This is a genomic window from Neoroseomonas soli (assembly GCF_018129065.1).
GTDB classification, from domain to species: Bacteria; Pseudomonadota; Alphaproteobacteria; order Acetobacterales; family Acetobacteraceae; genus Neoroseomonas; species Neoroseomonas soli.
On record NZ_JAAEDM010000055.1, the window covers coordinates 14,857 to 34,055 of the forward strand.

General features: G+C 72.5%; 20 protein-coding genes and 1 riboswitch. Of the genes, 12 read left to right on the top strand and 8 right to left on the bottom strand.

Annotated features, from left to right (window positions below; all coding sequences use genetic code 11):
• Position 1: 1 nt before the first annotated feature.
• The 9 genes from fliG to GXW76_RS17560 are packed head-to-tail and all read left to right on the top strand — an operon-like array spanning position 2 to position 9,077.
• The gene (fliG, locus tag GXW76_RS17520; RefSeq protein ID WP_211863387.1) at positions 2–1,000 is read left to right on the top strand and encodes a flagellar motor switch protein FliG; all 999 of its coding nucleotides are present in this window, start codon (positions 2–4) and stop codon (positions 998–1,000) included.
• Between the two features lie 2 nt (positions 1,001–1,002).
• Positions 1,003–1,659 carry a FliH/SctL family protein gene (locus GXW76_RS17525; protein WP_211863388.1) on the top strand — a complete coding sequence of 219 codons (657 nt, stop codon included), beginning with the start codon at positions 1,003–1,005 and terminating at the stop codon, positions 1,657–1,659.
• A 3-nt stretch (positions 1,660–1,662) separates the two neighbouring features.
• The gene (gene fliN, locus GXW76_RS17530) at positions 1,663–1,986 is read left to right on the top strand and encodes a flagellar motor switch protein FliN (RefSeq protein ID WP_211863389.1); all 324 of its coding nucleotides are present in this window, start codon (positions 1,663–1,665) and stop codon (positions 1,984–1,986) included.
• 1 nt (position 1,987) lies between these two features.
• Positions 1,988–3,364 (top strand): sigma-54 dependent transcriptional regulator, encoded by a 1,377-nt coding sequence (locus GXW76_RS17535; RefSeq protein WP_211863390.1) that lies wholly within the window; start codon positions 1,988–1,990, stop codon positions 3,362–3,364.
• A gap of 3 nt (positions 3,365–3,367) precedes the next feature.
• Complete coding sequence (gene flhA / locus GXW76_RS17540) at positions 3,368–5,428, top strand: flagellar biosynthesis protein FlhA (RefSeq protein WP_211863391.1); 2,061 nt, start codon at positions 3,368–3,370, stop codon at positions 5,426–5,428.
• On the top strand, positions 5,428–6,345 hold the full coding sequence (locus GXW76_RS17545; protein ID WP_211863392.1) for a flagellar biosynthesis protein FlhF: 918 nt from the start codon (positions 5,428–5,430) through the stop codon (positions 6,343–6,345). Before flhA ends, GXW76_RS17545 begins: the two co-directional genes overlap by 1 nt.
• Positions 6,346–7,113, top strand: a complete 768-nt coding sequence (locus GXW76_RS17550) for a nucleotide-binding protein (RefSeq protein ID WP_211863393.1) — start codon at positions 6,346–6,348, stop codon at positions 7,111–7,113.
• Positions 7,114–7,157: 44 nt separating this feature from the next.
• On the top strand, positions 7,158–8,336 hold the full coding sequence (locus GXW76_RS17555) for an OpgC family protein (protein WP_211863394.1): 1,179 nt from the start codon (positions 7,158–7,160) through the stop codon (positions 8,334–8,336).
• Positions 8,337–8,342: 6 nt separating this feature from the next.
• On the top strand, positions 8,343–9,077 hold the full coding sequence (locus GXW76_RS17560; protein WP_211863395.1) for an SGNH/GDSL hydrolase family protein: 735 nt from the start codon (positions 8,343–8,345) through the stop codon (positions 9,075–9,077).
• 157 nt (positions 9,078–9,234) lie between these two features.
• On the opposite strand, the gene GXW76_RS17565 is transcribed toward GXW76_RS17560, so the two are convergent.
• The gene (locus GXW76_RS17565) at positions 9,235–10,905 is read right to left on the bottom strand and encodes a formate--tetrahydrofolate ligase (protein ID WP_211863396.1); all 1,671 of its coding nucleotides are present in this window, start codon (positions 10,903–10,905) and stop codon (positions 9,235–9,237) included.
• Positions 10,906–11,062: 157 nt separating this feature from the next.
• Here GXW76_RS17565 and GXW76_RS17570 point away from each other — a divergent pair, with 157 nt between their 5' ends.
• Positions 11,063–11,725, top strand: coding sequence for an OmpW/AlkL family protein (locus GXW76_RS17570; protein ID WP_211863397.1), 663 nt, complete (start codon positions 11,063–11,065; stop codon positions 11,723–11,725).
• Between the two features lie 112 nt (positions 11,726–11,837).
• Positions 11,838–12,812 (top strand): Bug family tripartite tricarboxylate transporter substrate binding protein, encoded by a 975-nt coding sequence (locus GXW76_RS17575; RefSeq protein ID WP_211863398.1) that lies wholly within the window; start codon positions 11,838–11,840, stop codon positions 12,810–12,812.
• A 227-nt stretch (positions 12,813–13,039) separates the two neighbouring features.
• On the opposite strand, the gene GXW76_RS17580 is transcribed toward GXW76_RS17575, so the two are convergent.
• The 4 genes from GXW76_RS17580 to GXW76_RS17595 form a co-directional block, all read right to left on the bottom strand.
• Entirely contained in the window at positions 13,040–14,146 is a 1,107-nt protein-coding gene (locus tag GXW76_RS17580) for a 2-aminoethylphosphonate--pyruvate transaminase (RefSeq protein WP_211863399.1), read from the bottom strand.
• A gap of 63 nt (positions 14,147–14,209) precedes the next feature.
• Positions 14,210–14,503, bottom strand: a complete 294-nt coding sequence (locus GXW76_RS17585; RefSeq protein WP_211863400.1) for a hypothetical protein — start codon at positions 14,501–14,503, stop codon at positions 14,210–14,212.
• Positions 14,504–14,540: 37 nt separating this feature from the next.
• A riboswitch (SAM-I-IV-variant riboswitch) is annotated at positions 14,541–14,648 on the bottom strand.
• Between the two features lie 72 nt (positions 14,649–14,720).
• Positions 14,721–15,371: a LysE family translocator gene (locus GXW76_RS17590; protein WP_211863401.1), complete on the bottom strand. Its 651-nt coding sequence runs from the start codon at positions 15,369–15,371 to the stop codon at positions 14,721–14,723.
• Between the two features lie 49 nt (positions 15,372–15,420).
• On the bottom strand, positions 15,421–16,041 hold the full coding sequence (locus GXW76_RS17595) for a DUF1194 domain-containing protein (RefSeq protein ID WP_211863402.1): 621 nt from the start codon (positions 16,039–16,041) through the stop codon (positions 15,421–15,423).
• A gap of 266 nt (positions 16,042–16,307) precedes the next feature.
• Here GXW76_RS17595 and GXW76_RS17600 point away from each other — a divergent pair, with 266 nt between their 5' ends.
• Positions 16,308–16,730, top strand: coding sequence for a CBS domain-containing protein (locus GXW76_RS17600; protein WP_211863403.1), 423 nt, complete (start codon positions 16,308–16,310; stop codon positions 16,728–16,730).
• Here the strand turns inward: GXW76_RS17600 and GXW76_RS17605 are convergent.
• From GXW76_RS17605 to GXW76_RS17615, 3 genes are all read right to left on the bottom strand, one after another.
• Positions 16,711–17,433, bottom strand: a complete 723-nt coding sequence (locus tag GXW76_RS17605) for an ABC transporter permease (RefSeq protein ID WP_211863404.1) — start codon at positions 17,431–17,433, stop codon at positions 16,711–16,713. The genes GXW76_RS17600 and GXW76_RS17605 overlap by 20 nt on opposite strands.
• Entirely contained in the window at positions 17,430–18,362 is a 933-nt protein-coding gene (locus GXW76_RS17610; protein WP_211863405.1) for an ABC transporter ATP-binding protein, read from the bottom strand. The genes GXW76_RS17605 and GXW76_RS17610 overlap by 4 nt, the downstream gene beginning before the upstream one ends.
• Positions 18,359–19,199, bottom strand: an 841-nt coding sequence (locus tag GXW76_RS17615; protein WP_211863406.1) for an ABC transporter permease, incomplete at its 5' end; no start/stop codon positions are given. The genes GXW76_RS17610 and GXW76_RS17615, both read right to left, overlap by 4 nt.

Below are 19,199 nucleotides of genomic sequence, written 5' to 3' on the forward strand. Positions count from 1 at the left end.
CATGCCCGCGACCCTGACCGGCGCGCAGAAGGCCGCCACCTTCATGCTGGCGATCGGCGAGGAGCACGCCGCGCGTCTCTTCGCCAAGATGCACGAGGACGAGATCCGCGACATCTCCTCCGCCATGGCAAGCCTCGGCACGGTGCCGGCGCCGACGGTGGAGGAACTCTGCCGCGAATTCACCGACAGCCTGGGGCAGACCGGCAACCTGGTCGGCTCCTGGGAGACAACGGAGCGGATGCTGCTCCGGACGCTGCCGCGCGAGCGCGTCGCCCAGATCATGGAGGAGATCCGCGGCCCCGCCGGCCGCACCATGTGGGACAAGCTGGGCAACGTGAACGAGGCGGTGCTCGCGAACTACCTCAAGAACGAATACCCGCAGACCGTCGCCGTGGTGCTGACCAAGGTGAAGCCCGACCACGCCGCGCGCGTGCTCTCCCTGCTGCCGGAAGGCTTCTCGATGGAAGTCGTGATGCGGATGCTGCGCATGGAGACGGTGCAGAAGGAAGCCCTCGACGGCGTCGAGAAGACGCTGAAGGCCGAGTTCATGTCGAACCTCGCGCGTGCGCAGCGGCGCGACGCGCATGAGATGATGGCCGAGATCTTCAACAACCTCGACCGCCAGTCGGAAACGCGCATCCTCGCCGCGTTGGAGGAACGCAACCGTGACGCGGCCGAGCGCATCCGCGGCCTGATGTTCACCTTCGACGATCTCTCCCGCCTGGATGGCCAGAGCATCCAGGTGTTGATGCGCGCCGTCGCGAAGGAACAGCTGACGCTGGCGCTCAAGGGCGCGTCGGATTCCCTGCGCGATCTCTTCACCAGGAACATGACCGAGCGCGCGGCGAAGATGCTGAAGGAGGACCTCGCCAACATGGGCCCGGTGAAGCTGCGCGACGTGGACGAGGCGCAGTCGGCGATCGTCGTGCTGGCCAAGGACCTGGCGGCCCAGGGCCAGATCCAGATGCAGGACGGCCGCGAGGACGAGATGGTGTACTGACCATGCCCGACACCTTCATCCCCCTCGCGCACGAGGCGCCGCGCGAAGCTTTCGCGCCCACCTTCCTCATCGCGGCGCTCGATGCCGCGCGGCGGGAGGCTGCCGCGCCGCCGCCGCCCGCGCCCCCGCTGCCGCCGCAGCATGACCCGATGGAGGAAGTCCTCGCCGAGACGCGCCGACTCGCTCACGAGGAAGGCCGCGCCGAAGGGCTGCGCGAGGCCGCGGCGACGCAGGAGGCGCTGGCCGCCGAAGTCGCCCTGTCCATCGCCGGTGCTCTCGCCGACGCCCGCTCCGCCGCGGCCGAGGCGGCCACCCGGGTCGCGACCGACCTCGCTCGGCTCGTGCTCTCGATACTCGATACCGCCCTGCCGGGATTGGCGGCGGAGAATGGCGCGGCGCTCGCCGCCGGCTTCGGCCGCCGCCTCGCCCCCTTGCTGGAGACTGAGCCGGAGGCGCGCATACTCGTCGCCCCCGGCCTCGCGGAAGCGGCGCGCGCGCTGCTGCCGATGCAGGGCATCGCGGTGGCGGAGGATGCCGCCCTCGCGCCGGGCGATGCGCGCGCCGAATGGCGCGGCGGCGGCGCTGCCTTCGACCTCGCCGCCCGGCGCCGCGACATACGTGGCGTGCTGGACGCCGCCGGCCTCGGGCCCAGGGAGTAAGCCATGTCGGGCAATACGAGTTTCGAACCGCTTTCCGCCGCCTCCGAGGAAGCGAAGCAGGCTGCGAGCGCCCCGGCGCGGGAGCTGGAGGCCGTCTATGACATCCCCGTGCAGATCAGCGCCGTGCTCGGGCGCGCCACCATGCAGGTGTCGCAGCTGCTCAAGCTCGGCCGCGGCGCGGTGGTGGAACTGGACCGCAAGCTGGGCGAGGCGGTGGACATCTACGTCAACAACCGCCTCGTCGCGCGCGGGGAGGTGGTGATGGTGGACGACAACCGCCTCGGCGTGACGATGACCGAGATCGTGAAGTCGGACCGGGGCGTCTGAGATGTCGCGACTGCTGATCATCGGCTCGTTGGAGGCGGAACTCGGCACCGCCGCGCGCATCGCCGCGGCGCGCGGCGCACGGCTGGCGACGGCGGAAGGCGTGGCCGCCGGCCTCGCGCGGCTGCGCGCCGAGGGCGCCGACCTGGTGCTGTGCGACGTGGTGCACGATGTCGCCTGGCTGGTGGCGCAGCTCGATGCCGAACGCATCGCCTGCCCCGTCGTCGCCTGCGGACGGCCGGACGATGCCGACGCCGCGGTGCGCGCCATCCGCGCCGGGGCAAAGGAATTCCTGCCGCTGCCGCCGGATGCGGACCTCATCGCCGCCATGTTGCAGGCGGTGGCCGCCGCGCCCGACCGGCCGGTGGTGCAGGACCCGGCGATGACGACGCTGCTCGCGCGCGCCGAACAGATCGCGCGCGCGGAAGCCTCCGTGCTCATCACCGGGGAAAGCGGCACCGGCAAGGAAGTCCTTGCGCGCCACATCCACGCCGCCTCCCGCCGCGCCAATGGTCCCTTCGTCGCGCTGAACTGCGCCGCGCTGCCCGAGAGCCTGCTCGAAAGCGAACTCTTCGGCCATGAGAAAGGCGCCTTCTCCGGCGCCGTCGCCGCGCGCAAGGGCAAGTTCGAACAGGCCGAGGGCGGCACGCTGCTGCTCGACGAGATCGGCGAGATGGACCCACGCCTGCAGGCCAAGATCCTGCGTGCGATCCAGGAACGGGAGATCGACCGCCTCGGCGGCTCGGCGCCGGTGAGGGTGAACGTCCGCATCCTCGCCGCGACTCATCGCGACCTCACGGCGGAAGTCGCCGGGGGACGGTTTCGCGAGGACCTGTTCTTCCGCCTTGCCGTGGTGCGGCTGCGCATCCCGTCGTTGCGGGAAAGGCCGGCGGACATCCTGCCGCTCGCCCGGCATTTCGCGAAGCGCTACGCCAAGGCGAACGGGCTGCCGGAACGCGGGCTCTCGACGGCGGCGGAAGTGCTGCTGCTCGGCCATGCCTGGCCGGGCAATGTCCGCGAACTCGAGAACACGCTGCACCGCGCGGTGCTGCTTGCCGAGGGCCCCTCGATCGGGCCGGAGGCGATCGACCTGCTGGAGACGGTGCCGACCCTCGCGCCCGCCGCCGCGCCCATCGCCGTCACCGCAGCCCACGCCGCGCCGCCCCCGGTCGCGGCGCTGGTCGGCCGGCGGATGGAGGAGGTGGAGCGCGACCTGATCATCGAGACGCTGTCCCACTGCCTCGGCAACCGCACGCGGGCGGCGGAGATGCTCGGCATCTCCATCCGCACGCTGCGCAACAAGCTGCACGAGTACCGCGCGGCGGGCGTGAATGTCCCACCGGTGCCGGGGCAGCCGCCCTACAGCATGGCCGTGGGCTGATCCGTGACGGCCATCGCCATCCCCGGCTGGCTGCGGCGCGTTCAGCCCGGCAACGACGTGGCGCTGGCGCTCGGCGTGGTGGCGCTGCTCACGGTGCTGGTGGTGCCGCTGCCAGTGCTGCTGCTGGACACGGGGCTGGCGCTGTCCATCACCCTGTCGGTGCTGGTGCTGATGACGTCGCTGTTCCTGCGGCGGCCGCTCGACTTCACCTCCTTCCCGACGCTGCTGCTGCTGACGACGCTGCTGCGGCTCGCGCTCAACGTCGCCACCACGCGCATCATCCTCACCCACGGGCATGAGGGGGAAGGTGCCGCGGGGCATGTCGTCTCCGCCTTCGGCGGCTTCCTCATGGGCGGGGATGTCGTGGTCGGGCTGATCGTCTTCTCGATCCTTCTGGTGGTGAACTTCATGGTCATCACCAAGGGCTCGGGGCGCATCGCGGAAGTGGCCGCGCGCTTCAGCCTGGATGCCATGCCCGGCAAGCAAATGGCGATCGACGCCGACCTTTCCGCCGGCATCATCGACGAGAACGAGGCCCGCCGCCGTCGCCGTGAACTCGAGGAAGAAACCGGCTTCTACGGCGCCATGGACGGTGCCGCGAAATTCGTGCGCGGCGACGCCATCGCCGGGCTGATCATCACCTTCATCAACCTGCTCGGCGGCATGGCGATCGGCATCGCGCGGCACGGGCTGGGCTTCGCCGACGCAGCGCATGCCTTCTCCGTGCTCACGGTCGGCGACGGGCTGGTCACCCAGATCCCGGCGCTGCTCGTCTCGGTCGCGGCGGGCATCGTCGTGACCAAGGGCAGTACGGAAGGCACTGCGGACCAGGTGCTGGTCGGCCAGCTCGGCGCCGGGCCGAAGCCGCTTGCCATCGCGGCCGGGGCGGCGGGCGTGATGGGGCTGCTGCCAGGGATGCCGCTGCTGCCCTTCCTCGCGCTCGCAGGGGCGGCGGGCGCAGCGGCCTGGGCGAAGCACCGGCAGGACCTCGCGCCATCCGCGCCGCCCGATGCGCCCGGCATCGAGGCCGAACCGCCCATCGCGGACACGCTGCGCATCGACCTGCTGAGGCTCGAACTCGGCTACGGGCTGCTGTCGTTGGCCGCCGGCGATGCGCCGCGGCTGACCGAACAGATCAAGGGCCTGCGTCGCACCATCGCGCAGGAGATGGGCTTCGTCCTGCCCTCCGTCCGCATCCAGGACAACCTCTCGCTCGCGCCCGACACCTATGCCATCCGGGTGAAGGAGATCGAGGCCGGGCGCGGTCAGCTTCGTCCGCCGCTGCTGCTGGCCATCGACCCGGCGGGCGGCGTGCCTGACTTGCCCGGCGAACGCTGCAACGAGCCGACCTTCGGCTTGCCGGCCCTCTGGATCGAGGAAGCGCGGCGGGAGGACGCCCTCGCCCGCGGCTGCACGGTGGTGGACGCCGCCGGCGTCGTCGCCACGCACCTGACGGAACTGGTGCGGGAGAACATGGCGGAGCTTCTCTCCTTCGCCGAGACGCAGAAGCTGCTCGACGAGCTGCCGCCGGAACACCGCAAGCTCGTCGCCGACCTGGTGCCGGCGCAGATCGGCGTGGGCGGCATCCAGCGCGTGCTGCAGGCGCTGCTGTCGGAGCGCGTGTCGATCCGCGACCTGCCGACCATCCTCGAAGGCATCCAGGAAGCCTCGGCGGCCGGGGCGCGGTCGGTGCCTTCGATCCTCGGCATCGTGCGCACGCGGCTCGCGCGACAACTCTCGGATGCGGCGCTCGGACCGCATGGCTACGTGCCGATGGTCACGCTTTCCGCCGATTGGGAGGTTGCCTTCACCGAATCCCTCATCGGCCCGCCGGAAGAACGCCAGCTCGCCATGGCGCCGTCCCGCCTGTCCGAATTCATGCAGCGCCTGCGGGAAGTGTTCGACGCCGCCAATGCCGCGGGGGAACAGCCGGCCCTGGTCTGCTCCGGCCCGATCCGCCCGCATGTGCGCGCCATCGTCGAACGCTTCCGCCCGGCGACCGCCGTGCTCGCCCACACCGAGATCCACCCGCGCGCGCGCATCCGCACGGTGGGCTCGCTCTGATGCGGCTGAAGGTCTTCCGCGCGGCGCGCATGTCCGACGCCATGGCGCTGCTGCGCGACGAACTGGGCGCGGAGGCGGTGATCCTCGACACCCGCCGCGTTGCCGGCGGCGTCGAGGTGACAGCGGCCCTCGAAGCCGAGGAGCCGGTCCTCATCCCGCCCGCGGCGGCACCGCCGCCGCCGGCGCCGCCGGCCGGGCCACTCGCCTTCCACAACCTGCCGGCATCGCTGGCGCTGGCGCTCGGCGCCGGGCCGCTCGATGCGGCGCTCGGCGCGACGCTCGGCTTCGCGCCGCTGCCCGAGGCGCGCGAGCGCCCCCTGATGCTGGTCGGCCCGCCGGGCGCCGGGAAGACGCTGACCTGCGCCAAGCTTGCCGCCCGGATGGTGATGCGCGGCGGGGCGCCGGTCGTCGCCACCACCGACGGGCGGCGCGCCGGGGCGGCGGCGCAACTCGCGGCCTTCACGGGCGTGCTCGGGCTGACGCTGGCCGTCGCCCCCTCCATCGCCGCGCTTGGCAAGGCACTCAGCCTGCGCGGGCCGGGGCAGCCGGTGCTGGTCGATACCGCCGGCTGCGATCCCTTCGACCCGGCGCAGGCGGTCGCGCTGCGCGGCCTCGCCATGGCGGCCGGCGCCGATCTCGCACTGGTCCTGCCGGCCGGGCTCGATGCGCAGGAAGCCGCCGACCTCGCCCGCGCCTTCACCGCCCTCGGCGCGCGGCACCTGGTGCCGACCAGGCTGGATTCCGCCCGCCGCCTCGGTGCCGTGCTTGCCGCCGCCGAGGCCGGTCCGCTGCTGCTGACGGAGGCAGGCATTGGCCCCGATGTCGCCGACGGGCTTGAAGTCCTTTCGCCCGCGCGCCTCGCCGCGCGCCTCGCCGCCGCGCCGCGCCGCGGTGCCGTTCCGCTGGAAGCCGCCTGAATGAACGCCCTCGCGCCCCTCCCTGCCCCGGCTTCCGGCCGCATCCTCGCCATCGCCTCCGGCAAGGGGGGCGTCGGCAAGACCTGGTTCTCCATAACCCTTGCCCAGGCACTGGCGCGACACGGGTCGCGGGTGCTGCTGGTGGATGCCGACCTCGGCCTCGCCAATGTGGATGTGCAGCTCGGCTTCCAGCCGGCGCGCGACTTGTCCGCCGTCATTGCCGGCACCCTGGCGCCCGAGGACGCGGCCACCCGCCACCCCATGGCGGATATAGACATTCTCGCCGGGCGCTCCGGCTCCGGCGCGCTGGCGGCGCTGCAGGCGCCCGCGATCACGTCGCTGCTCGCCGCCATTGCCCGCGCCGCGGGGCGCTGGGACCGGGTGGTGGTGGATCTCGGCGCGGGGCTGGAGGCGCCGCAGCGCCGCCTCGCCGCCGCCGCCGATACGTTGCTGGTCCTCGCCACCGAGGAACCGACCAGCCTGACCGACGCCTATGCCGTGCTGAAGCTCCACGGCGTTGACCGGCCGGGCGGGGATGCGCGCGTCGTCGTCAATCTCGCCGGCGATGCCGCGGGCGGTGCTCGCACCCATGCGGCCCTGGCGCGGGCGGCCAGGACCTTCCTGAAGCGCGACATCCCGCTCGCCGGCGTGGTGCGGCGCGACGCCAAGGTGCGCGACGCCATCCGCCACCAGACGCCGCTGCTCACGCGCCACCCGGCCTGCCACGCGGCGCAGGACGTGGAGGCCATCGCCCGCACCCTCGCCTGAAGATTCCGTGACACTCGTGCCACTTGCGGCGCGGGAGGCTTCGGGTGTTCACCAGGACCATGCGCGCGCTCATTCGCTTCGACCGGGACCTGCGCGTGGACCTCGTCCGCGGCCTGGCGCTCTGGGCGATCTTCGTGAACCACACACCGGGGAACTGGCTGGGCGTCGTCACGCCGCGCAACTACACCCTCTCGGACGCGACCGAGGCCTTCGTCCTGCTCGCCGGCTATGCGGCGGGGCTCGCCTATGGCCGCACGATGGACCGCCAGGGGTGGTTCTTCGCCGCCTCCCGCGTCATGGGGCGGGTCTTCACCCTCTATGTCGCGCACATCTTCCTGCTGGTGGTCTTCACCGCGCAGGTAGGGTTCTCGGCCGAGCGGCTGGATGCGGCGGCCTACCTGGACGAGCTGCACCTCGACCCCTTCGCCGCCGATCCCTACCGCGCACTGCTGGAGGCGTTGCTGCTGCGCTACCAGCCCTCCTTCCTCAACATCCTGCCGCTCTACATCACGGTGCTGGCGATGTTCGCGGTCGCCATGCCGCTGATCCGGCGGCCCTGGCTGATGCTGGGGCTCTCCGCCGCGCTATGGCTCGCCGCGCGGGTCTTCGACATCACCCTTCCGTCCTGGCGTGGGGAGGACTGGTTCTTCAACCCGCTTGCCTGGCAGTTGCTGTTCTTCATCGGCTGCGCGCTGGGCTACTCGCCGCCGGGCGGGGGGTCGGTCTCGGTCCCCTGGCGCCCCTGGGCCGGGGTGCTTTGCGCCGTGCTGCTGGTGGCGGGCGCCGCGATGACGGTGCTGATCTACTTCCTGTGGGATTTCGCCGAGGCGCGGCTGCCCGCCTTTGCTCCCTTCCTCGCGGCGATCGACAAGGCATCGCTGCACCCGCTGCGGCTCGGAACCATGCTGGCGCTGACCTACCTCGTCGCGCACCTCGTCCCACGGGAAGCGGGGTGGCTGCGCAGCCGGGCGGCGGTGGTGATGGTGCTGATGGGCCAGCAGGCGCTGCCGGTGTTCTGCGCCGGGATAGCACTCTCCTTTGCCGGCCGCATCGCGCTGGAGGTGGCGGAAGGGCCGCTGATGCAGGTCGCCGTCAATGTGGTGGGCCTCGCGGCGCTGGTCGGGATCGCCGTGCTGACCGCCTGGTACGGGATCGAGAAGTACGCGCCACGCCGCGCGGCACCTTCGCCCTTGCCGGCCGGCGCGCCGCCCGATAGGGGTTAGGCTGCCATGCGCCGCGCCCTCCTCCTGCTGCTGGGGCTGTGCCTCGGCCTGCCGGCAGCGGCGGGCGAGGCGCCCGGCTGCGGCGCGCCGACCGAATACCTGCAATCCACCCCCCTGCCAGCGACCGCGACGGGGCTGTCCACCGGGCTGTTGCGGATCCTCGCCGTCGGCACTTCCTCGATCACCGGCGCGGGGGCGAGCAGCCCCGCCGCCGCCTGGCCCGCCCGCTTCGAGGCCCTGCTGCGCGAACGCCGCCCCGACCTCGACCTGCGGATCGAGGTCCGCGGCGGGCGCGGCAGCACGGCCGCCGACCAGTGGCGCATGATCGAGGACGCGCTGCGCGCGGGGCCCCTCGACCTCGTCATCTGGCAGGCCGGCATGACCGAGGCGGTGCGCGGCCAGCCGATCGACGACCTTTCGGCCATCCTCGCGGACGGGCTGGACCGGCTGCATGCGCGCGGCGTGGATGCGGTGGTGATGGGCATCCAGTTCAGCCGCTTCCTGCGCGCCAATGCGGAGGTCGATCCCTATCGCGACGCGCTGCGCGTCACCGCCGCATCGCACAACGCGGCCTTCATCTCCCGCTACGACATCATGCGCGCCTGGGCCGAGGCCGGCACGGTGGACGTGGAGCGCGCGCCGCGCGACCGCCGCCCGGCCGAGATCGACAAGCTGAACGACTGCCTGGCGCGCGCCCTGGGTGCCTTCGTCAAGGACGGGGTGGAGGAGGCGCGGCGCTGACGCAACCAACAGCGGCGCCCGAACAGGCGGATCGCGGCCCGGCCGCGATCCGGGAGTTTGAAGCGCGACCGCGCCCAGACCAACCGCCGCCGCCGGCGCGCCGGTGCACGGCGCGCAAGCCAGGCGTGCGGATGCGCGCGCCGGCGCCTGAGGCCGACTAGAACAGCCCGTCGATCCGCCCCTGCGCGTCGAGCATGATGGTCTCCGCCGCCGGCCGCCGCGGCAGGCCGGGCATGGTCATGATGTCCCCGCAGATCGCGACGACGAAACCCGCGCCGGCGGAAAGCCGCACCTCCCGCACCGGCAGCACGTGGCCGCTCGGGGCGCCGAGCGCCGTCGGGTCGGCGCTGAAGGAATACTGCGTCTTCGCAATGCAGACCGGCAGGTCGCGGAAGCCTTCCTCCTCGAAGCGCTTCAGCTTCGCCGCGACGGGCGCGGGGATGGCAACGGAGGCGGCGCGGTAGACCTCGCGCGCGATGGTCTCGATCTTGCCGGCGAGGGAGACGTGGTCGGTGTAGAGCGGCTCGAAATCCGCGCGGCCGCCATCGACCAGACCCTTCACCGCCCGCGCGAGGTCGAGCGCCCCCTTCGCCCCGTCGCCCCAATGGGTGCAGACGATGGCCTCGGTCCCCGTCGCGCGCATCGCGGCCTGCACCGCGGCGATCTCCGCATCGGTGTCGGAGGTGAAGCGGTTGAGGCCGACCACCACCGGAATGCCGAACTTGCCGACATTCTCGACATGGCGCACGAGGTTCACCACGCCGCGCTTCACCGCCCCGACATCCTCGGCGCCGAGGTCCGCCTTCGCCACGCCGCCATGCATCTTCAGCGCGCGGACCGTCGCCACCACCACGCAGGCGGCCGGCTTCAGCCCCGCCTGGCGGCACTTGATGTCGAGGAACTTCTCCGCGCCGAGATCGGCCCCGAAGCCCGCTTCCGTCACCACCACATCGGCGAGCTTCAGCCCGAGCCGCGTCGCCATCACCGAATTGCAGCCATGCGCGATGTTGGCGAAGGGCCCGCCATGCACCAGCGCGGGCGAGCCCTCGATGGTCTGCACGAGATTGGGCGCGAAGGCATCGCGCAGCAGCACCGCCATGGCGCCATCCGCCTTCAGGTCCTTCGCCGTGACGGAACGCCCGTCCCGCGTCTGCCCCACCACCATGCGCCCGAGCCGGGTCTGCAGGTCATGGAGGTCCTTCGCCAGGCAGAACACCGCCATGACTTCCGAGGCGACGGTGATGTCGAACCCGTCCTCGCGCGGAAAGCCGTTCGCCACGCCACCGAGCGAGGAGACGATGCCGCGCAGCGCGCGGTCGTTCATGTCGACCGCCCGCCGCCAGGAGACGCGGCGCGCATCCAGCCCGACGCCGTTGCCCCAGTAGAGATGGTTGTCCACCATCGCCGCGAGCAGGTTGTTCGCGCTGGTGATGGCGTGGAAATCGCCGGTGAAGTGGAGGTTGATGTCCTCCATCGGCAGCACCTGCGCATAGCCGCCGCCGGTAGCACCCCCCTTGGTGCCGAAGCAGGGGCCGAGCGAGGGCTCGCGCAGCGCGATCATCGTCTTCGTGCCGAGCGCATTCAGCGCATCGCCGAGCCCGACCGTGGTGGTCGTCTTTCCCTCGCCCGCCGGGGTCGGGTTGATGCCGGTGACGAGCACGAGCGCGCCATCCGGCCGGTCCTGCTGCGCGGCGATGAAGTCGAGCGAGACCTTGGCCTTATACTTGCCGTAGGGCTCCAGCGCCTCCTCCGGGATGCCGGCCTTCTCCGCGATCTCGCGGATCGGCTTCAGCGTCGCGGCGCGCGCGATCTCGATGTCCGTTGCCATACCGTCTTCCCCCCTTGGCTTCGTTTCGCGCTTACGGGGAGTGCGGCCCGCTGGCAACCCTGCGCCGGCTCAAGCGGCGGCTTGAGGAACATCAAGGACGCTCGCACGCCCCACTCCTAACCGGACGCCGCTGCACTTCAGCAGGGGACTGTCTTAGATGATCCGCAAGAGTATCCTTCTCGCCGGCGCCGCCGCTCTCGGCCTGCTCGCGCAGCCCGCGCTGGCGCAGGACACGCCGGTGCGCGGCAAACTCGCCGGCGACTTCATGATCGGCGCGAGCGTGATCGGCGTGGTGCCGATGAACGACGGCGGCAGCGTGGACGCGATCGGCGGCGAGCCGCATGCCGGCAACGCCGTGACCGGCCAGCTCGACTTCTCCTACTTCTTCACCCCGAACTTCGCGGTGAACCTGATTGCCGCGACGACCCGGCACGACCTGGAGGCGCGGGGCACCGCGATCGGGACGGTGGACCTCGGGCATGTCTGGGCGCTGCCGCCGACCCTGACCTTCCAGTACCACCCGCTGCCGGCCTCCCGCTTCAGCCCCTATGTCGGCGTGGGCGTGAACTGGACGGCCTTCTACAGCGAAGGCGGGTCGCGCAGCGCGGGCGTCTACAGCGTGAATGTCGACAGTTCCTTCGGCTTCGCGCTCAACGCCGGCCTCGACATCGAGCTGGCGCCGAACTGGCTGATGAACCTCGACGTGAAGTGGATCTATATGCGCCCCGACGCGACGGTGGACACCGCGCTCGGCCGCGTCAGCGCGAACGCGCACATCGATCCGTGGGTGTTCGGCGTCGGCGTGCGCTACCGCTTCTGATCGCGCGTGGACGGGGGAAGCGCGCTTCCTCCGCCCGCAACGGCGCGGGCCCCAGGCTTCGCGCCGTGCGCTTCTCCTCCTAGGATCGGCTCACCATCCGGGAGGAAGAACCTTGATCCATCGCCGTTCGCTGCTCGCCGCAGCGCCGTTCGCAACGCTTGCCGGCAAGGCACGCGCACAGGATGCGTGGCCCAGCCGCCCCGTCAGCATCCTGGTGCCCTTCGTCGCCGGCGGCCCGTCCGACATCGTCGCGCGCGTCATCGCGATGCGCATGGCGATGACCGTCGGCCAGCCCGTGGTGGCGGAAAATCGCCCGGGCGCGAACGGGGAAGTCGCCGCCCGCGCCGTCGCGCGCGCCGCGCCGGACGGGCACACGCTGCTGGTCGGCTCGATCGGCGTCTTCGCCATCAACGCGGCGCTGCGGCCGAACCTCGGCTACGACCCGGTGCGGGAATTCGCGCCCATCACGCTCGCCGTCACCACGCCCAACGTGCTGGTGGTGAACCCGCAGCGCGTGCCGGTGAACACGCTGGCCGAACTCATCGCCTGGCTGAAGGCGAATGCGGGGAAGACCTCCTACTCCACCTCGGGCGTCGGTTCCTCCGACCACCTGACGATGGAACTCTTCAAGCAGATGACCGGCACCGATCCGACCCATGTCCCCTATGGCGGCGGCGCGGCGGCGGCGACCGACCTCATCGCGGGGAACGTGCAGCTCTCCTTCCAGAACCTCGGCACCGTGGCGGGGCACATCCAGGGCGGGCGGCTCAAGGCCATCGCCGTCACCTCCCGCACCCGGCACCCGATCCTGCCCAACGTGCCGACGGCAATCGAAGGCGGCCTCGCGGATTTCGAGGTGACCTCCTGGCAGGCCGCCATGGCGCCCGCCGGCGTGCCCGCGCCGATCCTCGCGCGCCTGAACGCCGAGGCGACAGCGGCGCTGAAGCACCCCGAGAGCGTGCAGCGCCTGGAACAGATCGGCTTCACCGTCATCGCCAGCAGCGCGGCGGACTACAGCACCTTCCAGCGCGCGGAGATCGAGCGCTGGCGCCGCGTCGTGCAGACGGCGAACATCCGGCCTGAGTAGGGGCGCGCGACGGGGAGGGCCCTGCCCTCCCCGGACCCCTCCCGCCAGAGGCCGAAAGGCCTCTGGACACCAGGACTTGATCGGGGAATTCGGACACGGGCGCGCCAGACATGAACGGCGCGCCGTGCCCCTCACCCGGAATCCGCGATGAAACTACCGGTTTCCAAAGGCCTTTCGGCCTTTGGTGGGGTGAGGTCCGGAGAGGGGCAAGGCCCCTCTCCGCCTGCTCACGCCGCCTTCGGCAGCACGTCCTGCAGCGCCGCGCCGATCGCCTGCACCGCGCGGCGCATGTCCTCCGGCGTGATGGCGCCGATCGCTCCGATCCGCATGGTCGGCGCGACGGTGTTGTAGAAGTTGCTGATGAGCACGCCGCGGCGCTTCAGCGCCTCGACGAAGGTCATCAGGTCGAAGCGCGGGTCGGCGGGCTGGTGGACGGTGACGATCACCGGCCCCTGGTGCTCGCGCGCAAGATAGGGCCTGAGCCCGAGCGCGACGATGCCGTCATAGAGGGCATCCGTATTCGCGCGGTAGCGCGCGAGGCGTGCCGCCTGCCCACCTTCGGCCTCATACAGATCGAGCGCCACGTCGAAGGCCGCGATCGCCTGCACCGGCGGGGTGAAGCGGATCGACCCCCAGCCCGAGCGCCGCGCATGCGCCAGCACGTCGGACAGGTCGAAGGACCAGGACCCGGCATTGCCCGCGCAGGCTTCCGCCCGGTCGATGCGCGCCACCGCGAAGCCCATCCCCGGCATGCCTTCCAGGCACTTGCCGGAGGTGAAGACCAGCGCGTCGCATTCCGGGTGCTCGTCCATCCGGAAGGGCAGCGCGCCGAAGGCCGAGACGGCGTCGAGCACCATCCGCCGCCCCGCCTTCCGGACGGCGGCGCCAATCCCCTCGGCATCGTTGACGATGCCACTGCCGGTCTCGTTGTAGACGAAGGCAACCGTGCCGATGGAGGGGTCCGACTCCAGCACCGGCAGGATGTCCTCGGCGGTGGCGCCGCGGGTGTCCGGCAGGGCGACGGGCACGACCTCCCGCCCCGCTTCCCGCGCCAGGCGCGCCATGCGCTGGGCATAGGCGCCGTTCATCGGGATCAGCACCTTGCTGCCGGCCGGGACGAAGGTGCGCAGCACGGCCTCGGTGACGAAATGGCCGGCGCCCTGGATCGGGAGGGTCGCGTGCACGCCCGGCGTGCCATGGGCGATGCCGACGACCCTTTCCCGCACGCGGGCATAGACGGACTGGAAGTCCCGGTCCCAGGGCGCGATGTCCTGGGCCATGGCGGCCCGGACCTCGGGGCGCGTCTGCACGGGTCCGGGAATGAGGAGGAGCATGGCAAGCCTGATCCTGCGAACGACGCACAGTTCTGCCTGCGCCCCTGCGCCGGCGCAAGCCGCTCAGCGCCGCCCGTCGGCCTCGGCCGCGCGGGCGCGGAGCCAATCCCGCAACGGCCCCCGGCGATCCCCGGCCTCGACGCGCTCGAGATACACGGCAAGGTGACCCGGCCGCCGGTCCGGCACGACCCGGTAGGCGTGGGTCCAGAGCCCCTGGCCGCGATGCAGCACGACGTAAAGCCAGGACGCCTCGCAGCGCCCCATCCGCGTGGTCCAGGCGCAAAGGGCGACGAATTCGGCCTCGTCGCCAGGCGCGAGCAGCAAGGCCAGGTCAGGGGCGGGCGCCACATCCAGCATCGGTTCCTCCTCACATGGAGTCGAATCGACGCAGCGGCGCTTCCCGTTTGGTTGCCGGAGCGGCCGCATCCCCCCTCGCGGAGGCGCCACCTTGCCCGGGAAGGCAGGTTGGCGTTGGGCGCCGGCCCAACTCTTGATGCCCCGCCAGGAAGACACGGCGGCGCCCGGCTGGCAAGAAGCCAGGACAGCCCGGACAGGCGCGCCTGTCGCGGCGAGATCAGTTGGCCGGACGGCGGGCGAGCGCGAGGCCGAGGCCGAGCGTGATCATCGCGGCGCCGGACGCCTCGCGAAGGCGGCGGACCAGTCCGGGCCGCGCCGCCACGCCGGAGCGGATGCCGGCCGCGGCGAAGGCCGTCGCCACGTCCGCGAGGGTGTTCAGCACAACCGATACCGTCCCGAGCACGGCGAACTGCACCGCCACGCCACCGGCGGCCGGATCGACGAATTGCGGCACGAAGGCAAGGAAGAAGGCCGCGGTCTTCGGGTTCAGCGCCTCGACCAGAACGCCTTCGCGGAAGGCGCGCCGCGCGCCGACCGGCGGCACCGGCGCCGCGGCCCCCACGGACGCGAGCGCATCGCGCCGGGCGGCCCGCAGGGTGCGCAGGCCGAGCCAGACGAGGTAGGCGGCACCGGCCAGCTTCAGCACCGTGAACAATTCCGCGCTCGCCAGCACAAGCGCGGACACGCCGAGGCCGCCCGCCACGACATGCACCATGCCGCCGAGCCCGGTGCCGAAGCTGGAGGCGATGCCCTCCGCCCGTCCGCCGGCGAGGGTTCGGGCCGCGACGTAGAAGATCCCGGGACCGGGCGTCACCGCGAGCAGCAGGGCTGCGGCGAAGAACAGGGCGAGCTGGGTGCTGTCGGGCATGCGTGCATTCTCTACGCCCTCGGCCCGCAGTGCCCAAGATGCGCGCCCGTCAGGCGATGGGCGCGCCGGCCGTCTCCCGCAGCAGCTTCTCGCGGATCGCCTCGGCGAAGGCAGCGTAGTCGGGGGTGTGCATGGCGAAGGCGCCGGGGCCGCCGATGACTTCGTCCCGGTAGTGGTCGAGCAGGTCGGGCTCCTCGTTCAGCACCGCCAGCGCATTGATGGTGACGCCCGCGCCCACGCCGATGTCGCGCACCGGCCCCGGCGCCCGCCCCTGGTTGTTGCGCCCGTCGCCGGAGACATCGAGCACCAGCCGCGTCGCCTCCGCCGGGCAGGCGGCAAGCAGGGCGAGGCCGGCGACCATCCCCTCCCCCAGCGCGGTCGCGCCCGGCGGCACGATGCGCGGGGCGCCTTCCACCGCATCGGCGAAGGCCGCGGAAGCCGCAGCGCCGTCGAGCCGCGCCCAGGGCACCGCCACCTGCTGCGCCCCGCGCCCGGACCACATCATCATGCAGACGGCCGTCGCCCCGCGCGGCCCGGTGGCCAGCGCGGCGGCGACCCCTTCATCCCGGAAGGCCGCCGCATAGCCCCCGAGCATGAGACCGAACTCGTCGTAGTCCACCGACGAAGAGGCATCGACGGCGAGACAGAGGGCGAGGTCCACCTTCTCCATGCCCGCTTTTCGCACGCGCGGCGCCTGGCCGCACCCGTCCGGCCGCGCATCCGGGCGTGATCGGGACGGATGCGCGGAAAGCGTCGCCGAGGCCGAAGTTCGGCTCGCCATCTCCTGTTGCGCCGGGACCATCGCCGCCTGCAACCTGCCGCGGGCGGCCCATGCTGCCAGCGGGTGCCGCGCCCCGCCCCGCTGATTGCGCTGCGTCAAGAACCCGCCCGCGGGCAGCGCGCTATGTGACGGGACCAAGACGGAGGAAGCCACCCATGCCCCAGCGCACCATGGGCGAGATCGTCCGGGACCAGAAACCCCTGGTTCTCGGCCCCGAGGCCACGGTTTCCGAGGCTTGCGCGGCGATGTACGCGCGCAAGGTCGGTGCCGTGCTGGTCACCGACACTGACCGCCGCCTTCTCGGCATCTTCACCGGCCGCGACGCGGTCCGCCTGCTCGCCGAGGGGCTGGACGCGAAATCCACCCACCTGGATGCGGTGATGACAAAGGGCCCGACGACGCTCGGACCCAAGGCCACCGCCATCGATGCGCTGCTGCTGCTGAACGATTGCGGCTTCCGCCACGTGCCGATCGTCGATGGCGAGCGCGTGGTCGGCATCGTCTCCCGCTACGACTTCCGCGCGAGGGAGCAGGCGCGGATGGACGACGAGTCCGGCTTCATGGAGGTGATGCGCTGACCCTCGGCGCCAGCGCGCCGAGCAGCCCGTCCACCGCGAAGGCCATCAGCCCGGTCAGCAGCGCCCCCTGCACCACCCAGGCCGGGTTGCCATTGACCAGCCCGGCGATGATCGGCGTGCCGAGGCAGGTCGCCCCCGCCACCGCGCCCACCGCCGCCGTCGCCACCGCCAGCACCGCGGCGACGCGCAGCCCGGCGAGGATCGGCGGCGCGGCGAGCGGCAATTCGACCAGCACCAGCACCTGGCGCGGAGTCATCCCGGCGCCGCGCGCGGCGTCCAGCACCTCCGGCGGCACGGTCGCCAGCGCCCCCGCCGTGGCCCGCAGCACCGGCAGGGTCGCGTAGCAGACCAGCGCGAGCAGCGCCGGCGCCGCCCCGAACCCTACCGCCGGCACGGCGATGGCAATGACCGCGACCGGCGGCACCGCCTGGGCGAAGCCGACCAGCGCATCGGCGACGGCCCGCACCTCCCGCGCGCCCGGCCGCGTCGCGGCGACGCCGAGGCCGATGCCGATCGCCGCCGCCGGCAGCAGCGAGGCCACCACCAGACCGGCATGGCTGAGTGCCAGTGCTCCGAACCCCTCCCGGCGATAGAGCGGTTCCGCCACCTGCGGGAACAGCGCGCCGAAGGTCGGCGCGAGCATCGGCAGCACGACCAGCGCCGCGGCGAAGAGCAGCACGGGCAGCAGCGCCGCCGCCCTCATGCCCGCAACAGGTCGCGCAGCGCGACCAGCCCCGCCGGCGCGCCGCCGGGATCGACCAGCACCACCGCCTCCGCCCGCGCGGCCAGCATCGCCTCCAGCGCCTCCCGCCCCGTCGCGGTCGCGGCGACGCGCGGCAGGTCCGCGGGCGCCTCGCCGCACAGCGCGGCGAGGGAGGACGCCGCCACCAGCGCGAGCCGCCGCATCCCCAGCGCCCCACCGTCCAGCAGGTCCCGCACGCGCGGATCGGCCGGCGCGTCGAGCAATTCGCGCGGTGCGCCCTCCTGCAACAGCCTGCCATCCGCCATGACGGCGAGGCGCGTGGCGAGGGACAGCGCCTCCTCCACGTCATGCGTCACCAGCAGGATGGTCTTGCCCGTCGCGGCGTGCAGGCGCGCCATCTCCGCCTGCAAGGCTTGGCGCGTGATGGCGTCGAGCGCGCCGAAGGGCTCGTCCATCAGCAGGATGTCCGGGTTCGCCGCAAGCGCCCGCGCCACGCCCACCCGCTGCGCCTGCCCGCCCGACAGTTCCGCCGGCATCCGGTCCCGATAGGCGGCGGGATCGAGGCGGAGCAGCGCGAGCAATTCCTCCACCCGCGCGGCGATGCGCCGCTCCTCCCAGCCGAGCAGCCGGGGCACGGCGCCGATGTTGCGCGCGACGGACCAGTGCGGGAACAGCCCGATCCCCTGGATGACGTAGCCGATGCGCCGCCGCAGCGCAGGCGCAGGCTCGCTGGCGACATCGCGCCCACGCAGCAGCACGCGCCCGGCATCGGGTTCCACCAGCCGGTTGACCGTGCGCAACGCCGTGGACTTCCCCGCGCCCGATCCGCCGAGCAGCACCGCGAAGGCGCCCTCGGGCACCACGAGGTCCAGCCCGTCCAGCGCCTTCGTCCCGCCGAAGGATTTGCGCACCTCCTCGAAGCGGATCACGCGGCGGATGCGGGGCTGCGCGCCAACGCCTCCTCCACCGCCCGCAGCGCCGCATCGAGCACCAGCGCCAGCACCGCCACCGGCAGCGCGCCGAGCAGGATGAGGTCCGGCGCGAACTGTCCCAGCCCCTGGAACATCAGCACCCCGAACCCGCCCGACCCGACCAGCGCGCCGAGCGTCACCAGCCCCACCGCCTGCACCGAAGCCGTGCGCAGCCCGCCGAGGAAGACCGGCGCCCCGAGCGGCAGCCTGACGCGCAGCAACACCTGCCCCGGCGCGAAGCCCAGCCCGCGCGCCGCATCCACCGCTGCCGCCGGCGCCGCGCCCAGCGCCGCCCGTGTTGCCGCCGCGACCGGCAGCAGCAGGTACAGGAAGACGCCCAGCACCGCCGGCGCGGCGCCGATGCCGCGCAGCCCAGCCTCCCGCAGCAGCGGCGCCGCGCGGCCAAGGGCGGCCAGCGGTTCGATCAGCAGGGCGAACAGCGCGATGGCCGGGACCACCTGCAACGCCGCCAGCACGCCCATCACGCCGGGCGCGGAGCGCGGCGCGGCAAAGGCCAGGGCGCCAAGCGCCAACCCCACCGCGAGAGCCGGCAGCAACGCTGCCGCGACCAGTTCCACGTGCCCGAGGAGCGCCGCCCACAGTTCCGGCCCGCGCGCCCGCGCCTCTCGCAGCAATCCGATATCGTCGAGCCACCCGAGCGCCAGCATGGCCCAGAGCGCCGCCACGAAGCCCACCGCCGCCACCGCGCGCCCCGTCGCGCCTGCTCCCGCGCGGCCGAGCGCGAGCCTCGCCGCGAGCAGCAGCGCCCCGATCGCCACCCAGGTCCCGGCGGCT